The organism is Microbulbifer magnicolonia, from assembly GCF_035117725.1.
Lineage (GTDB): Bacteria > Pseudomonadota > Gammaproteobacteria > Pseudomonadales > Cellvibrionaceae > Microbulbifer > Microbulbifer magnicolonia.
In genome coordinates this window covers 1,005,228-1,022,012 of record NZ_JAYEFD010000002.1, presented here as the reverse complement: position 1 = coordinate 1,022,012, position 16,785 = coordinate 1,005,228, and the positions used below count along the sequence as shown (strand labels likewise).

Sequence of the window (16,785 nt, the reverse complement as noted above, 5' to 3'; positions counted from 1 at the left end):
CCATTACACGCCATTACGACCGCGAATATGTGAACGGCATCACGCAATCCCTTGCTCGGTGTATTTCCAAAAATATGCCGCACGCCCTGGAGATGACCCCCCCGTGATTAGGCCACCCAACCATTACCCCAAGGTCTACCTCTACCGTGGGTGGATGGATATGCGCAAATCCATCAACGGCCTATCGGCAATCGTAGAGCAAGAGATGTCGCTCAATCCGTTTGCGGAGACGGTCTTTGTGTTCTGTAACCGTGCCAGGGATAAAGTCAAAATCCTGTGCTGGGAGAAGAACGGTTTTATCCTCTGGTATGACTGAATGGGGTCATAAGACTGAATGGGGTGCTGAATGGGGTCACCCATTTATTATTGAGGTGTGTTCGTAGCGACCGGCACAAAGCTAACACCACTGCCATTTTTTTCTGTAAAGAGGAAGGTGGCAGGGGTAGGCTGCGAGAGCCCCGCACCGGGGATTTTCCGTAATGGTCACCTTTCCCCTCTACTGGATATTTTTACGGATAAAACTTAATGACTCAGCGAGGAATACCTTTCTCGACTCCCCCTTGGACAACCAGTGGTCCTCACCTTCGAGTGTGACCAGTCTGCTGCCCTTGACCCTGAATTTCTTGAGCTTTTTATACATTTTTTCCGATTGGAAAAAGGGAACGACAGTGTCCATATCGCCATGAAACAACAGCATGGGAGCCGAATCCTTTCCGGCAATATCCAACGGAGAGTATGCTGCAAGTTCATCGTAGTCATATTGGTCGCCTATGGATTTTTTCCAGTAATCCAGTCCTCTCAGTTGCTCCTTTGCGTGGTAATGCATAGCGCTCAACTCGCTGACCCCGCCAAATGAAACGCTGCATTTGTAGATATCGGGTCGCTTCACTGCACCATAAAGAGCCACAAAGCCTCCGTAACTGGAGCCGACGATACAAATCCGTTCTGGATCAACCATCCTGGCCGCAACGAGCGCAGCAACACCGTCATCCACGTCATCCTGCATTTTACGGCCCCACTCGCCAAACCCCTTCTTGACAAACGCGCTACCGAATCCAGAAGACCCACGGAAATTTGGCTGAAAGACAGCATATCCTTCCGTAGCAAAAGCCTGGCGCATCCAGTCGAAACTCTTGCTATCCCTACTCTCCGGGCCACCATGCGGCATCACGATCAAGGGTGGAAGTTTTTCGCCGGATGATTTCGGCAGCGTGAAGTAAGAGGTGAGCTCCAAACCGTCTCTCGCCTTGAAATCAAAAGGCTTTACATGCCCCAGGATCGCTTTATCCTCGACGCGATAACCTTCCCCCAGAAACTGTAATTGGCCGGCGCTTCTGTCAAACAGAAAGTATTGCTCTGGGTTGGCGGGCCCAGAAACGCGGGCGACAAAACGGTTTTTATCCGCCGTGTATGAGGTGATCTGGACCTCCGCATCGGAAAATGTCGCCTTCAGGTCTGCATAGACTTGCGCCAACTCTGGAGAAAGGAAACGATACTCTTCAAAATCCTCGATCACGGCATAGCCTGTCAATGTGGAAGAGTGGTAATCATACACGAGCTCACTAACATCGTAGCTCTGATCGCCGACTGGCCCCAGCACAACGCCAAGATCGACATAGCCATTTCTTATAGTCGCACTGAAGAAATGGTCGACCCCACCATCTCCGTCATCGACATAGTAGACTTTATTCGTTTCGGCACTCAGGCCAATAACGGCCTTGTCGAATACCTTTTTCTCGCCCTCCACTTCGGTCATCAATGGCTTGAAATTTTCGCCCCCCGGCTCACGAAGCATTGATACTGATTTTTCCAACTTTGCATCAAACTTCCGGTAGAAAACAGGATTACCATCGTCATCCGCCACCCAGAAGTTGACATTCCTATCCTGCAGGACTTCCTCTTTATCCCCGTCATTCAGATTTACCCTGAAGAGAGTGCTCAACTGCTTACCACTACCAAGGCCTTCGTAGTAATAGGAGAGCAGCACATGATCATCATCATTGAGAATCTTACTGACCAGCGCCGGAGCGGCAATGTTGTACTTAAACCGGTCACTGTTGAACGCCCAAGTAATATCATTCTCTTCGATATCCCATATGCCGAGCCGGTACAAGGTAAAGCGCTCAAAATCCGCCCGAGAGTAGTAGGGCTCGGATACCCTAAGCAAAATTTTTGTATTGCTTGCCCAGGTCAGCCCCCTTATCTCACTCTCCTCAAAACCAAAAATGGCCGGCTTTTTCTTTCCATCCATCCACTGGCCAACGGCATAGTAGCGGCCGTCATTTTCCTTGAGATAGGCTATCTTCTTTCCATCCGGCGAAATTTGGACATCCTTCATTATCGGCAGACGTCCGAATGCCTGAACGCCATCAAAGGCTTTGACCGCAGAAGTGACGAAAAGAAAAGTAATGATGATTACCGCTCGCATACCCCTTCCCCCTGAAAGTTATGACTATTATTTATTTTTCTGAAATCCTGAAAATCTGACCGGCACCGCAGGTTCCGGGCACACGGCGCTGCAATCGAAACTGCGAACGTCATTGACAGGCAGATCCCGATCGAAAGGCTCAGGATAGGCTATGAGAAATGATTATTGAAGGATTTTGGAGGCAGGAAATTCAAAAGGGGCAAGATACTGGCCGCAAAGCCCATGCGACTGAAATCTCAACCGATAACTCTCGGTGGACCGGGCCGGGAGATTTTACGGCTACTGGCAAGTGCGGAGCGCCGAGTAGCAGGCAAAGATTCGCATTCAACGAACCCGATTCAGGACGCCAGGATTCTCGCCACATCCAGCATCCGATTCGCAAACCCCCACTCGTTATCAAACCAGATCAGGATTTTCACCAGCTTGCCGCCGGCCACGCGGGTCTGGCTGGCATCGACGATGCCGGAGCGGGAATCGTGGTTGAAGTCGCAGGAAGCGAGGGGTTCCTCGGTGTAGCCGAGGACACCGGCGAATTCATTCTGCGCGGCGGACCTGAGCAGATCGTTGACTTCGGCCTGGGTGACGGACTTGTGCAGCTGCACCGACAGGTCGATGGCGGAGACATTGACCGTGGGCACGCGCATGGCCTGGGCCTCAAACCTGTCGGCCAGGTGCGGCAGGATGCGCTCGATACCGCGGGCCAGACCTGTATCGACCGGAATTATCGAGGTCACCGCGGAGCGGGTTTTGCGCAGATCGGTGTGATGGTAGGCATCGCTTACCGGCTGGTCGTTCATCGCCGAGTGAATGGTGGTGATCACTCCGGCTTCGATGCCGAACGCCTTATCCAGAGCGGCGATCACCGGCACACTGCAGTTTGTGGTGCAGGAGGCGGCGGAGATGATCTTTTCGTCGCCGGTCAGGCTTGTGTCATTGACGCCGTAAACAATAGTCGCATCGACATCGCGGCTAGCGGGCTGGGAGAACAGCACCTTCCTGGCGCCGGCCTTCAGGTGCAATTCGGCGCGCTCGCGCTCGCTGAAGCTGCCGGTGCATTCCAGCACCACATCGATATTTTCTTGCGACCAATCCAGGTCTTCCAACTGCTCGTGATGGGTCACCGCAATGCGGTCGCCGTTGACGATCAGCGTGTCCGCCTCGGTGGACACATCGCCGATAAAGCGGCCGTGTACCGAATCGTACTTGGTCAAATGGGCGATGGTGGCGCAATCGGCCAGCTCGTTGATGGCCACGATCTGCATGCGGTCGCGCGCGCCGGATTCGTACAGGGCGCGCAGGACAGAGCGGCCGATACGGCCGTAGCCATTGATGGCGAGTCTGATACTCATTAGAGATTGGCCAGCTTCGGCATGAGAAAGGGACTCCAGGGAGTGCTGGATCCCGGCCTGCGCCGGGATGGCGACTTGGACAAGTTACCAGTTCGCCATGCCGGCGCAGGTCGGCATCCAGACGGACAGGAAGCGATTACTTCAGCAGCTTTTCTACGGTATCCGCGACATTGTCGACGGTGAAGCCGAAGTACTTCATCAGCTCGCCACCGGGTGCGGATTCACCGAAGCTGTTCATGCCGACGATGGCGCCGTCGAAGCCGACGAACTTGTACCAGTAGTCTTGGTGACCGGCCTCAACCGCGACGCGCTTGCGCACGGCGGACGGCAGCACCGACTCGCGGTAGGACTCGTCCTGCTCCATGAACAGTTCGGCACAGGGCATGGAGACCACGCGGATCTTCTTGTCTGCCAGCTTCTCTTTCGCCGCCATCGCCAGTTCCACTTCGGAACCGGTAGCAATGATGATCGCTTCGGGCGCGCCGTCGCAGTCGGCCAGCACGTAACCGCCCTTCTCGATCTGCGTCAGCTGCACGGCATCGCGGTTCTGCGGCGCCAGGCCCTGGCGGCTGAAGATCAGCGCGCTGGGACCGTCCTTGCGGGCCACCGCCGCCTTCCAGCTCACCGCGGACTCGGTGGCGTCGCAGGGGCGCCAGGTGTGCAGGTTCGGCGTGGCGCGCAGCGCGGTCAGCTGCTCCACTGGCTGGTGGGTGGGGCCGTCTTCACCGAGGCCGATCGAGTCGTGGGTGTAGACGAAGATCACGCGCTGCTTCATCAGCGCCGCCATGCGCACGGCGTTGCGCGCATACTCCATGAACATCAGGAAGGTCGCACCGTAGGGCACGAAGCCGCCGTGCAGGGCGATGCCGTTCATGATGGCGCTCATGCCGAATTCGCGCACGCCGTAGTAAACGTAGTTGCCGGATGCGTCGTCGGCGCTCACGCCCTTGGAATCGGACCAGATGGTGAGGTTGGAGCCGGCCAGGTCGGCGGAGCCGCCGAGGAATTCCGGCAGCAGCGGGCCGTAGGCGTTCAGCGCATTCTGGCTGGCCTTGCGCGACGCGATCTTCTCGGCATCCTGCTGGCACTGCTTGATGTAGTCGTCGGCCTTCAGCAGGAAGTCCGCCGGCAGCTCGCCGCTCATGCGGCGCTCGAATTCCGCCGCCAGCTCCGGGAACTCCTCGCGGTAGTCGGCGAAGATGTCCTGCCACTCATCTTCCTGGGCCTCGCCCTTGCCGCGGGCATTCCAGGCGTCATAGATGGCCTCCGGAATCTCGAACGGCGCATGGGACCAGTTGATGGTCTCGCGCACCAGCGCGATCTCGTCTTCACCCAGCGGCGCGCCGTGACACTCCTCGCGGCCCTGTTTGTTCGGGGAGCCGAAGCCGATCACGGTCTTGCAGCAGATGATGGTGGGCTTGCCGGTCTCCGCGCGGGCCGCCTCGATGGCCGCCTTGATGGCCGCGGCATCGTGGCCGTCGACGCCCGGAATCACGTGCCAGCCGTAGGACTCGAAGCGCTTGGGCGTGTCGTCGGTGAACCAGCCCTCGACTTCACCGTCGATGGAGATGCCGTTGTCGTCATAGAAGGCGATCAGCTTGCCCAGGCCCAGGGTGCCGGCCAGGGAGCAGGCCTCGTGGGAGATGCCCTCCATCAGGCAGCCATCGCCCAAGAATACATAGGTGTGGTGATCGACCAGCTCATAGCCGGGGCGGTTGAACTGCGCCGCCAGCACCTTTTCCGCCAGCGCCATGCCCACGGCGTTGGTGATGCCCTGGCCCAGCGGGCCGGTGGTGGTCTCGACACCCGGCGCGTAGCCGTACTCCGGGTGACCCGGGGTCTTGGAGTGCAGCTGGCGGAAGTTCTTCAGCTCCTCGATCGGCAGCTCGTAACCGGACAGGTGCAGCAGGGAGTAGAGCAGCATCGAACCGTGGCCGTTGGAGAGCACAAAGCGGTCGCGGTCGGCCCAGTCCGGGTTGGCCGGGTTGTGTTTCAGGTAGTCGTTCCACAGCACTTCGGCGATATCGGCCATGCCCATGGGCGCACCGGGGTGGCCGCTGTTGGCTTTCTGGACCGCGTCCATAGCCAGGGCGCGGATGGCGTTGGCCTTTTCTGTGCGAGACGGAGTAGAAGACATAGGGGAGCTCTCTGGTTCTCAGATTGGCCGCGGGCCGGTTCTCGGTGACCCCCAGGAACCAAATCCCAGGAACCAAACCCTAGAAACCAAAGCGAGCCCGCGACAGCGAAAATGGGGGCGTATTTTCCCGTAATCCCCCGGTGCGCGCAAAGGCCGCGGAGGCGATTTCCGCTCCACAGCGATAACATTTTCCTAACCGGGCAGTCAGCGGCGCACCTCGCGCGGCTACATCAAAATAATTTTATACAGCTATATCAAAAAATTTTGATATAGCTGTCGGCGACTGCTAGACTCGCGTCCATGCTCGAGTCCACCATTGCGCCCAACAGCGCCCCAGAATCCAGCCCCGGCGCGGAAATCCCGCAGCTGGCGGCGACACTCAAGGCCGCCGGCGATCCGCTGCGGCTCGAGATTCTGCGCCTGCTGAGCCAGGACTCCTACAGCGTGCTGGAACTCTGCCGCATCTTCGAGCTGCGCCAGCCGGCGCTCAGCCATCACCTCAAAGTGCTGGCCCAGGCCGGGCTGGTCAGCAAGCGCCGCGAGGGCAACAACCTCTTCTACCGACGCACCGGCGGCAGCCCGCTGTTGCAGCAACTGTTCACCAGCCTAGACCAGCTGCCGCTTTCCGCTGAGCGGACGCAGGCAGTGGCGCGGATCGCCGCGGAGCGCGCCGAGGTTTCGCGGCGCTTCTTCGCCGACTACGGCAACCGCTTCCGCGAACAGCAGGAACTGATCGCCAGTTATAGCGTTTACGGCCCCCAGGTAGCACAGCTGCTGAAACCGGGCCGTCACGCCGTCGAGGTGGGCCCCGGCGAGGGCGAGTTCCTGGAGGAACTGGCGTCCCGCTTCAGCACCGTCACCGCCCTGGACCTGTCGCAGACCATGCTGGAACGGGCCCAGGCCTTTGCCGATGAGGAAGGACTGAACAACATCGAATTTGTCTGCAGCGACACCCGCGCCGCGGCCGCGCGCCCCGGCAGTGCCGACAGCATCGTGGTGAATATGGTGCTGCACCATACGCCGGAACCGGCGCAGATCTTCCGCGATCTGCACGTTGCGCTGAAAGGCGGCGGCCAGCTGTTGGTGGCTGAGCTGCAGGACCACCGCCAGGACTGGGCGCGGGAGGCCTGCGGCGACCTGTGGCTCGGCTTTGCGCCGGAACAGTTGACCGGCTGGGCGGAGGATGCCGGCCTGGTGAACGGGCGCAGCGTCTACAGTGCGCTGCGCAATGGCTTCCAGATTCAGATTCGAGAATTTATCAAGCCCTGACGGCGCGCCGTCAGACGCGGAACTAGCATAACCGCCTGCGGCGGAATAAATGGAGCGCCAGCGGCGCTATCAACGGAGAGCATCACATGAGTGAGTACAGACTGTTTACCTCGGAGTCGGTATCCGAGGGGCATCCGGACAAGATCGCCGATCAGATTTCCGACGCGGTACTGGATGCGCTGCTGGCGCGCGACAAGCAGGCGCGCGTGGCCTGCGAGACCCTGGTGAAGACCGGCATCGCCGTGATCGCCGGCGAGATCTCCACCAGCGCCTGGGTCGACCTGGAAGATCTGGTGCGCAAGGTGATCACCGATATCGGCTACACGTCATCGGACGTCGGCTACGACGGCGAGACCTGCGGCGTGATCAACGTGATCGGCAAGCAGTCGGTGGATATCGCCCAGGGTGTCGACCGCGCCAAGCCGGAAGATCAGGGCGCGGGCGACCAGGGCCTGATGTTCGGCTACGCCACCGACGAGACCCCGACTTTCATGCCGGCGCCGGTCTACTACGCGCACCGTCTGGTGGAGCGTCAGGCGGAAGTGCGCAAGTCCGGCCTGCTGCCGTGGCTGCGCCCGGACGCCAAGAGCCAGGTGACCTTCCGCTACGACGAGCAGGGCAAGCCCTGCGCGATCGACGCGGTGGTGCTGTCCACCCAGCACAATCCGGACGTGAGCCAGGAAGACCTGCGCGATGCGGTGCTGGAGCTGATCGTGCACCACGTGCTGCCCAAGGAATGGCTGCACGCGGACACCAAATACCATATCAACCCCACCGGCAAGTTCGTGATCGGCGGCCCGGTCGGTGACTGCGGCCTCACCGGGCGCAAGATCATCGTCGACACCTACGGCGGTTCGGCCCGCCACGGCGGCGGTGCCTTCTCCGGCAAAGACCCGTCCAAGGTGGACCGCTCCGCGGCCTACGCCGGCCGCTATGTGGCGAAAAATATCGTCGCCGCCGGCCTGGCCAAACGCTGCGAGATCCAGGTGTCCTACGCCATCGGCGTGGCTGAGCCCACTTCGCTCTCCATCAACACCTTCGGCACCGGCGCGGTGAGCGAGGACAAACTGATCGAGCTGGTGCGCGAGAACTTCGACCTGCGCCCCTATGCGATCTCCAAGGCGCTGGATCTGCTGCATCCGATGTACCAGCTGACCGCCGCCTACGGCCACTTCGGCCGCGAGCCGTTCCAGCACACCTACAACTGGGTGGACAGCAACGGCGAGGCGCGCAGCGAGACCTTCACCGCCTTCCCGTGGGAGAAGACCGACAAGGCCGCAGCGCTGCGCGAGCAGGCCGGCCTGTAATTTACGGGCCTCGGGAAATCACCTTGTAGGAGCGGCGGGGCGGCCATCCGCCGGCGGCCGCGATCAATGTATCTGTTGGCAGAGATCGATCGCGGCCACCGGCCGCTCCTACAACGTAAGAACGAATTAATTGGAAAAAAGATGAACCAGATGAGCACCGAATTCAAAGACTTCAAAGTAGCCGACATTTCCCTCGCCGACTGGGGTCGCCGCGAGATCGAAATCGCCGAGGGCGAGATGCCGGCGCTGATGACCCTGCGCGAGAAATACAAGGCCGAGCAACCGTTAAAAGACGCGCGCATCATGGGCTGTATCCACATGACCATCCAGACCGCCGTGCTGATCGAAACCCTGGTGGCGCTGGGTGCGGAAGTGCGCTGGTCCTCGTGCAACATCTTCTCCACCCAGGACCACGCCGCCGCGGCCATCGCCGCCAGCGGCATCCCGGTCTTCGCCTGGAAGGGGGAAACCGAGGAAGAATACGAGTGGTGCTTGGAGCGCACCGTGGGTGCGGACGTGGCCGGCTGGCAGCCGAACATGATCCTCGACGACGGCGGCGACCTGACCGAGCTGCTGCACCGCAAGTACCCGCAGATTCTCGACAAGTGCCACGGCATCAGTGAGGAGACCACCACCGGCGTGCACCGTCTGCAGGAAATGCTGCGCGAGGGCACGCTGAAAGTACCGGCGATCAACGTCAACGACGCCGTCACCAAGAGCAAGAACGACAACAAGTACGGCTGCCGCCACAGTCTGAACGACGCCATCAAGCGAGCCACCGACCACCTGCTGGCCGGCAAGAAAGCGCTGGTGATCGGCTACGGCGACGTCGGCAAGGGCTCTGCCGCCTCGCTGCGTCAGGAAGGCATGATCGTGAAGGTGTCCGAAGTGGATCCGATCTGCGCGATGCAGGCGTGCATGGACGGCTTCGAGCTGGTGTCGCCCTACAAAGATGGCATCAACACCGGCACCGCCGACGGTATCAACAGGGATCTGCTGGCGACCACCGACCTGCTGGTGACCACCACCGGCAACACCAATGTCTGCGACGCGCATATGCTGGCCGCGCTGAAGAGCGGTGCCGTGGTGTGCAACATCGGCCACTTCGACAACGAGATCGATACGGCCTATATGCGCAAGAACTGGCAGTGGCAGGAAGTGAAGCCGCAGGTGCACAAGGTCGTGCGCAATAGCGAGAGCAACGATCACCTGCTGCTGTTGTCCGAAGGCCGCCTGGTCAACCTGGGCAACGCCACCGGCCACCCGAGCCGCATTATGGACGGCTCCTTCGCCAACCAGGTGCTGGCCCAGATTCACCTGTTTAAGGATAAGTTCGCCGACCTGCCGGCGGACCAGAAAGTCTCGGCACTCTACGTGAAGGTATTGCCGAAACAATTGGACGAGGAAGTCGCGCGTTACATGGTGCAGGGCTTCGGCGGCGTGATCACGCGCATGACGGAAACCCAGGCCAAATATATCGGCGTCTCCGTCGATGGCCCCTACAAGCCGGAAAGTTACAAGTACTAATCAACCGCGGCACTGGATACCGGCCTAGGCCGGCATCCAGGTATCCGGGGATAGAGAATTGCACTATGACCGACTCAATTCGCATCAGCTTTGAATTCTTCCCGCCCAAGACTCCCGAGGGCCGGGAAAAGCTCTACCAGACCCGCGAGGCACTGCAGGAGTTTCAGCCGGAATTCTTCTCTGTCACCTATGGCGCCGGCGGCACTACCCGCGATACCACCGCGAACATCGTCACCGGTCTGCGCCGCGACGGTATTTCGATTGCACCGCACCTGTCGTTCGGTGGCGACAACGAGGAGACCATTCTCGGCCTGCTGAACCAGTATCGGGATGCCGGCGTCGATCGCATCGTCGCCCTGCGCGGCGATATGCCGTCCGGCATGGGCGCAGTGGCGCAGCTGGTCTATGCGAATGAGCTGGTCGCCTTTATCCGCCGCCACACCGGCGATCACTTCCACCTGGAAGTGGCGGCCTACCCGGAAATCCACCCGGAAGCGGAGAGCTACGACGACGATATCCGTTTCCTGAAAGGCAAGTTCGAGGCCGGCGCCGACAGCGCGCTGACCCAATACTTCTTCAATCCGGATGCGTACTTTTATTTTCTCGACCAGTGCGAGAAAGCCGGCATAGACGCGCCCATTTATCCGGGCATCATGCCGATCATCAACTTCGCCAACCTGTCGCGCTTCTCGCGCAACTGCGGTGCGGAAATTCCGCGCTGGCTGCGCCATCGCATGGAGAGCTACCGCAATCCGGAAGATATCAGGAAGTTAGGGCTCGAGGTGGTCACCGACCTGTGCGAGACGCTGCTGGAAGGCGGGGCGCCCGGCCTGCATTTCTATACGATGAACCAAGTGGAGCCGACCGCGGAGATCCTGCGCGTACTCGATCTCGGCCCGGAGGCTTAAGGAGCAGCTTTCTGTAGGGGAGAATGCTCGATTCCCCCTACAGCGCCTCCAGGCGCTTGCGCAGAAACGTCATTTCCGGCGCTTGCCGGGCCAGCGCCAGCGCTTGCATATAAGAAGCCCTGGCTTCCGGAATATTGCCCAAGCGCCGACACAGATCGGCCCTGGCCGCGTGCAGCAGGTGATAATCCTGCAACTCTCCCCCCGCAGCGATTTGCTCTACCAGCTCCAGCCCGGCTTGCGGGCCATCGCGCATCGCCACGGCTACGGCGCGGTTCAGAGCCACCACCGGCCCCGGGGAAAACTGTAACAGCAGATCGTAGAGGCCAACGATTTCCGCCCAGTCGGTCTCCTCACTGCTGGGCGCCTCGGCATGAACCGCCGCGATAGCCGCCTGCAGCGCGTAGGGCCCGAAATGCTGCGAGCGCAAGGCGCGCTGCACCAGCTGCACGCCTTCGGCGATCAGATTCTTATCCCACAGTTTCCGATCCTGGTCTTCCAGCAACACCAGTTCGCCGGCGGCATCGGTGCGCGCGTCGCGGCGGGATTCGTTGAGCAGCATCAGCGCCAGCAGGCCCTGTATTTCCGCATCCAGCAACAGCCGGTTGAGCAGGCGCCCCAGGCGGATGGCCTCGCCGCTCAGATCGGCGCGTGTCAGGGTGTCGCCGCCGGAGGCGGAGTAGCCCTCATTGAAGACCAGGTAGATAACCCGCAGTACGCCGTCGAGCCGCTCGGACAGCTCGCGCCGCGCGGGCACCCGATAGGGAATGCCGGCGCTGCGGATCTTGTTCTTGGCGCGCACTATGCGCTGTGCAATGGTGGCGGGTGAATTCAGGAAGGCGCTGGCGATCTCCTCCGTCGTGAGTCCGCAGACTTCCCGCAGGGTCAGCGCCACCCGCGCGTCCATGGACAGGGCCGGGTGGCAGCAGGTAAAGATCAGGCGCAGGTGGTCGTCCTCCACCCGGTCTTCCGCCCAGTCGACGGGGTCGCCGCTGTCGGATTCCAACTGCTGTGCCATCTCCTCGGTGAGCGGATCCTGGCGCGCCTGGCGGCGCAGCCGGTCGATGGCCTTGAAGCGGCCGGTGGACACCAGCCAGGCGCGCGGGTTGTCCGGCAACCCTTCCTCTGGCCACTGCTTCAGCGCCGCGGCAAAGGCATCGTGCAGGGCCTCTTCGGCCAGCTCGAAATCCCCCAGCAGGCGGATCAAAGTGGCCAGCACGCGGCGCGACTCCGCGCGATAGATTTGCTCCAGCTGCTCGTGTATCCGTTCACACTGAACCGCCGCCATTCCATTGCCCTTCAGGAAAAAACTGAAGCGGCTATTCAAGCATTGAACGAAGGCGGATAACAGCGACTGCGCGGCAAACTGAGCCGATTTACTGCCGGGGCTTGTCGCAGTTCACCATCCAGGGCGTGCCGAAGCGGTCTGTGAACATGGCGAATCTCTGCGCCCAGAAGGTTTCCGCCATCGGCATGGTGATCTCGCCGCCTTCGGACAGGGCCGCGTAAATGCGTTTCGCCTCTTCCGGCGTGTCGGTGCCGATGGTGATATGCATTCCCTGGGCCGGCCGAAAAGTCTTGGGCGCGTCCGAGGCCATAAAGATCTGCTCGCCGACTTTCAGCTGGGCGTGCATCACCTGGTCACCCACATCCGCTGACATGTCCGCTTCCGGAGGCGCCTCGGCAAAAGTCATCATCGCGATTATCTCGCCGCCGAGCACCCGGGCGTAAAACTCGAAGGCCTCTCTGCAGTTACCGTTGAAATTCAGGTAGGGGGAAAAGTTCATCATTACTCCTCTGGGTCTGCATTAAAATTAATTCGATTAAACCTGCAACTGCCGAACCGGACGCACTTCCACACTGCCCACGCGGGCGGCGGGAATCCCGGCGGCGATTTCCAGCGCCTCATCGAGGTCATTCGCATCCACCAGATAGAAGCCCGCCAGCTGCTCCTTGGTTTCGGCGAAGGGGCCGTCGGTAATGGTCACCCTGTCGCCGCGCATGCGCACCGTGGTGGCACTGCTCACCGGCTCCAGCGCCTCGGCAGCCAGCATGCGACCGCTGCTGGCGACCGACTCCGCGTAGGCCTGGCACTCGGTGTCCGCCGGGCTGTCCGGCAATGAGTGCAATTTTTCTTCGTCGCTGTACACGAGACACAAGTATTTCACGGTCATCTCCCTGTTGGCTGGGCCGGTCGCACCGGCGCTGGTAGAAGTCGGGTCTATACGCCGAATGACGGCGGCGTTGTTGTTCTGCAGGAATTCCCCGGTCCGCCGAATCGCCTGGTTCAGGTCCCGCGCCTCAACCAGGGCCGCGTCCGTCAGCGGCGGCGCAGCGACGCAGCCCGCTCGTGCAGTCGGCGACGGTGAATAGGCCAGGCACAGATATTTCACCCTACCCCCTTGCGGCGGACCTTCTGCCAACTAGTCGCGTGGCGTCGGAGGATTTCGACGGATCGTGAAGAAAATTTTTTGTTCTTATTCTTGTTTACTGCGGGCCCCGGCTGTCGCTATCGGGAGGGATCGAGCAGGGATGCCGACTGGCGCTCGGGGTTCAGGATCCGGATCACCAGGCGGCGGTTCGTCTTTTGCCCTTCCGGCGTGCTGTTGTCGGCGATCGGGTCGCTGTCGCCAAAGCCCTGAGCCTGCACCCTGTCGGCGGCAATGCCGCGCTCGAGCAGAAAACTCCGTACCCAATCGGCTCGCCACTGGGACAGTTTCAGATTCTTTTCCGCCTCGCCTTCGTTGTCGGTGTGGCCTTCGATCGCGATACACAAGCGCGGGAAATCGCGCATGATCACCAGCAGCGCCTCCAGCTCGCCGATGGTATCCATCAGCGGCGCAAAGCCACCCGGCTCGAACTCCAGCTGCAGGACAAAGGTGTCGCCATCGTCGCGCGGCGCGCCGCGCAGATAGCGCACCAGCTCATCCGCAAATGGTGCAGCCTCGCGCGCGACCCGCTCGCTCTCTCCACCCCGCACTTCACTGAGCGGATCCAGCGTGTATTTCTTGTGCGGGTCGAAGCAGCCGCTGGTCGCCAGTGCGGCCAGCAGCGGCAAGCAGTAGACGGACGGGCCAACCCTCGCCATAAGCAGGACTCCCGGATTACTGGCGTCGAACTCATGGTAGTGTCGCTGTGACAATTGCCAAGCCGTGTTACCGGGCAACCGCGCGGGACCCTAACATTGAGCTTCTGCGAGTCTCTTTGTTTCTGCCGGGGCCTGTCGCGGATGCAGTTCTTGTCGCCATTTCTCCACTGTTTGCTGTTTACCCTGCTGTGGGGCACAGCGGTCGCCAGCGCGCAGCAACTGGTCACGGTGAATCCGGGCAACCTTCGCATGGCTGGCGACAGCGATCTGCGCCAGACGCTGACCTGGCGCATCGCCAGCCGCGGCGGCGCCAGTTCCGTGCGCGGGGAGTTCGTCAACCTGGACAACAACCGCGTGCTCGCCACTGTCGAGGCGCCGCTGGGAATTTCCACCAGTACCGGCACCGTCCGCGAACAGCTGCACTTATCCAGTAAACAGGCGCGTCGCTGGTACAGCGACGGAGTGCGCCAGCTTGGCTACCGGCGCACTTTCGGCGGCGCGGCCGGCACCCTGTCCAACCGCGTCGTGATCGATCTGCGCTTCAGCGCGCGGCTGGCGGGGCTGTCGGTCTCCCCCCCGCGACAGACGCTGACACCGGGTTCGCGGCAGATGATGTTGAGTTGGGATCTGCGCGGCAGCGGACTCGGCGCGCTGGAAGCGACCTCGGCAGGCGGCGACTTCCTGCACGGCGACCGGGTGGTTTACGCAACCGGGCAGCGGCTGTCCAGTGACGGCCAGAGCCGCATCACGGAAGTGGTGGAGATACCGCCGGGACTGGTGGCAAAACTGCTGGATAGCGGCGTCGAGCAATTGCGCTACAGCCGCACCTTTACCGATACACAGAAGCGGCGGCGCAGCGCCTCGGTAACAGTCAACTTGCGGCTCTAGAGAAAATTCAGCACCGCCATCAGATCGCCAACCACCCGCGCACCCTCATGCTGCAGCTGTGGCGTGCGCACCACGTGCGTACTGTAGCCGATCACCGGCATACCGGCGGCCACTGCCGCCTTGACGCCGGCGATCGAATCCTCCACCACCAGACAGTGCTGTGGCTCCACCCCCATGGACTGGGCCGCGTGCAGGAACAGGTCCGGCCAGGGCTTGCCGCGGGACACGTCTTCGGCGCTAAAGATGCGGCCGTCGAAGTAATCATAGAGCCCGGTCTTGTTCAGGGTCAGCCGCATTTTCTCGTGGGAACCGGACGAGGCGACGCAGCTGCGCACGTTGAGCTGCAGCAGGTGATCGAGCAGGTCCTCGATGCCTGCGATCGGCTCGAGTTCGGCGTGAAATGCCTCGCGGATGCGCCGCTCGGTATTGCCGAAATACTGGTCCGGCAGCGGGCCGCCGTAGCGGGTCTCGATTTCCAGCAGGCAGTCCCGGGCCGGGCGGCCACTGAACTGCTCGTCCAGCTCCTCGGCCGTGGTCTGCATACCGAGTTTGTTCATCTCTTCGGCAAGGATGCGACAGACGATGCTCTCGCTGTCCACGAGTACGCCGTCGCAATCGAATATGACCAGTTCAGTGGCGAACATCAGCGCGACAAACTCCTGTTAACTGGCGGAGAGGAGCATCAGGCCCAGCAGCACGCCGATGGCGCCGCTGATCCGCAGAAACGTCTCGCTGCCTTCGGAGATCTTGAGCGCCAGCGCCTTGCTGCGCTCGAAACCGATGTGCAGCATATAGGCGCCGGCCAATACCACCAGCACACCGAGCGCGTTGAAGAGCACGTTCCAGGCCCGCGTGTCGGCGATCAGCAGCAGGATCAGGCCGATGATAACGCGCGCCCAGGCGGATACCGCGTATCCGGTCTCGTTGAGGCGCTCGCTGATGGTGCGCGCCAGTTGCGGCTGCACGATGATGGCGATGGACAGGACGATAATGGTCAGGCCCAGCACCCACAGAATCAGTTTAACCATCGGTCTCTCCCTGAGTGGATTGGTATTAAACCGCCTACAAGAATAACGCGATCCGCTACAGATCGCCCCACTGGAACTGCAGAACGGACAGGGCCGCCACGGGCGCGGTCTCGGTGCGCAGGACCCGCGGACCGAGGCGCAGCGGCATAAACCCCCGGCCGATGGCCGCATCGATTTCAACCTCGGACAAACCACCCTCCGGCCCCACTAACAGCAGCGCCGAATCCGGCTTGCCCCGCTCCGCTTGCAGCTGGCGCAGATCGAGCTGGGTGCGGTGGTGCAACACCAGCTTTGCGCCATACTCGCGAACCGTTTCGTGGGCGTCCAGAAACTGCGCCAGCTTCAGCGGTTCGGCAATGTCCGGCAACAGATTCCGCTCGCACTGCTCACAGGCGCTGGCGGCTATCTGGCGCCAGTGACCGAGCTTCTTCTCCAGCCTGTCGCCGCTCAGTTTGACTTCGCAGCGCTCGGTAAACAGCGGCTGTATCGCCGCCACCCCCAGCTCGGTGGCTTTCTGTACCACCCAGTCGAAACGGTCGCCGCGGGAGATGCCGATGGCGAGTGTCAGCGCCAGCGGCGACTGGCGATTATCTGCGGAAAACTCGCCGAGACGCACCCGCGCCCGCTTGCCGGCTTCGAGCAGCTCCGCGCTGTACTCGCCGCCGCTGCCGTCGAACAGCACCAGCGGGCGGCCGGGGGCGAGGCGCAGCACCTTGACCAGGTGGCGGGAGGAGCCCTCGTCCAGCTCTATTTCATTCTGGCCGGCCAGAGGCTCGGGGGAGAAGATACGCGGAATGCGCATGGGCGGCGTAATCCTGTGAGGACTGACATGAAAAAGCCGACACTGAGTCGGCTTTTG

General features: G+C 61.3%; 16 protein-coding genes. 6 read left to right on the top strand and 10 right to left on the bottom strand.

The genetic code is table 11. The features are described 5' to 3' along the window. The first annotated feature begins 103 nt into the window (after positions 1-103). A complete protein-coding gene (gene tnpB, locus RRF64_RS13810) occupies positions 104-316 on the top strand; it encodes an IS66 family insertion sequence element accessory protein TnpB (protein WP_323846473.1) in 213 nt (70 codons plus the stop codon). A 180-nt stretch (positions 317-496) separates the two neighbouring features. Here the strand turns inward: tnpB and RRF64_RS13805 are convergent, their stop codons facing one another. The 3 genes from RRF64_RS13805 to tkt form a co-directional block, all read right to left on the bottom strand. Continuing rightward, positions 497-2,428 (bottom strand): alpha/beta hydrolase family protein, encoded by a 1,932-nt coding sequence (locus RRF64_RS13805; protein WP_323846472.1) that lies wholly within the window; start codon positions 2,426-2,428, stop codon positions 497-499. Between the two features lie 338 nt (positions 2,429-2,766). Next, entirely contained in the window at positions 2,767-3,777 is a 1,011-nt protein-coding gene (gene gap, locus RRF64_RS13800) for a type I glyceraldehyde-3-phosphate dehydrogenase (RefSeq protein ID WP_323846471.1), read from the bottom strand. A gap of 136 nt (positions 3,778-3,913) precedes the next feature. Further along, positions 3,914-5,914, bottom strand: coding sequence for a transketolase (gene tkt, locus RRF64_RS13795; protein ID WP_323846470.1), 2,001 nt, complete (start codon positions 5,912-5,914; stop codon positions 3,914-3,916). Between the two features lie 300 nt (positions 5,915-6,214). On the opposite strand from tkt, the gene RRF64_RS13790 reads away from it, so the two are divergent. From RRF64_RS13790 to metF, 4 genes are all read left to right on the top strand, one after another. Next, complete coding sequence (locus tag RRF64_RS13790) at positions 6,215-7,183, top strand: metalloregulator ArsR/SmtB family transcription factor (RefSeq protein ID WP_323846469.1); 969 nt, start codon at positions 6,215-6,217, stop codon at positions 7,181-7,183. Between the two features lie 86 nt (positions 7,184-7,269). Next, entirely contained in the window at positions 7,270-8,490 is a 1,221-nt protein-coding gene (metK, locus tag RRF64_RS13785; protein WP_323846468.1) for a methionine adenosyltransferase, read from the top strand. 141 nt (positions 8,491-8,631) lie between these two features. Next, positions 8,632-10,017, top strand: coding sequence for an adenosylhomocysteinase (gene ahcY, locus RRF64_RS13780; protein ID WP_323846467.1), 1,386 nt, complete (start codon positions 8,632-8,634; stop codon positions 10,015-10,017). Positions 10,018-10,082: 65 nt separating this feature from the next. Then, positions 10,083-10,925 (top strand): methylenetetrahydrofolate reductase [NAD(P)H], encoded by an 843-nt coding sequence (gene metF / locus RRF64_RS13775; RefSeq protein WP_323846466.1) that lies wholly within the window; start codon positions 10,083-10,085, stop codon positions 10,923-10,925. 37 nt (positions 10,926-10,962) lie between these two features. On the opposite strand, the gene RRF64_RS13770 is transcribed toward metF, so the two are convergent. From RRF64_RS13770 to RRF64_RS13755, 4 genes are all read right to left on the bottom strand, one after another. Beyond that, positions 10,963-12,210 carry an RNA polymerase sigma factor gene (locus tag RRF64_RS13770; protein WP_323846465.1) on the bottom strand — a complete coding sequence of 416 codons (1,248 nt, stop codon included), beginning with the start codon at positions 12,208-12,210 and terminating at the stop codon, positions 10,963-10,965. An 88-nt stretch (positions 12,211-12,298) separates the two neighbouring features. Next, complete coding sequence (locus RRF64_RS13765) at positions 12,299-12,709, bottom strand: VOC family protein (RefSeq protein WP_323846464.1); 411 nt, start codon at positions 12,707-12,709, stop codon at positions 12,299-12,301. Positions 12,710-12,745: 36 nt separating this feature from the next. Continuing rightward, positions 12,746-13,315, bottom strand: coding sequence for a YciI family protein (locus RRF64_RS13760; RefSeq protein ID WP_323846463.1), 570 nt, complete (start codon positions 13,313-13,315; stop codon positions 12,746-12,748). Positions 13,316-13,431: 116 nt separating this feature from the next. Further along, on the bottom strand, positions 13,432-14,010 hold the full coding sequence (locus RRF64_RS13755) for an OmpA family protein (RefSeq protein ID WP_323846462.1): 579 nt from the start codon (positions 14,008-14,010) through the stop codon (positions 13,432-13,434). A 150-nt stretch (positions 14,011-14,160) separates the two neighbouring features. On the opposite strand from RRF64_RS13755, the gene RRF64_RS13750 reads away from it, so the two are divergent. Then, positions 14,161-14,898 (top strand): hypothetical protein, encoded by a 738-nt coding sequence (locus RRF64_RS13750; RefSeq protein WP_323846461.1) that lies wholly within the window; start codon positions 14,161-14,163, stop codon positions 14,896-14,898. Here the strand turns inward: RRF64_RS13750 and RRF64_RS13745 are convergent. From RRF64_RS13745 to RRF64_RS13735, 3 genes are read right to left on the bottom strand one after another with little or no spacing between them, the layout of a single operon-like run. Next, positions 14,895-15,542, bottom strand: coding sequence for an HAD family hydrolase (locus RRF64_RS13745; protein WP_323846460.1), 648 nt, complete (start codon positions 15,540-15,542; stop codon positions 14,895-14,897). The genes RRF64_RS13750 and RRF64_RS13745 overlap by 4 nt on opposite strands. Positions 15,543-15,560: 18 nt before the next feature. Continuing rightward, entirely contained in the window at positions 15,561-15,926 is a 366-nt protein-coding gene (locus RRF64_RS13740) for a hypothetical protein (RefSeq protein WP_323846459.1), read from the bottom strand. A 55-nt stretch (positions 15,927-15,981) separates the two neighbouring features. Next, the gene (locus RRF64_RS13735; protein WP_323846458.1) at positions 15,982-16,728 is read right to left on the bottom strand and encodes a 16S rRNA (uracil(1498)-N(3))-methyltransferase; all 747 of its coding nucleotides are present in this window, start codon (positions 16,726-16,728) and stop codon (positions 15,982-15,984) included. Between the last annotated feature and the right edge of the window lie 57 nt (positions 16,729-16,785).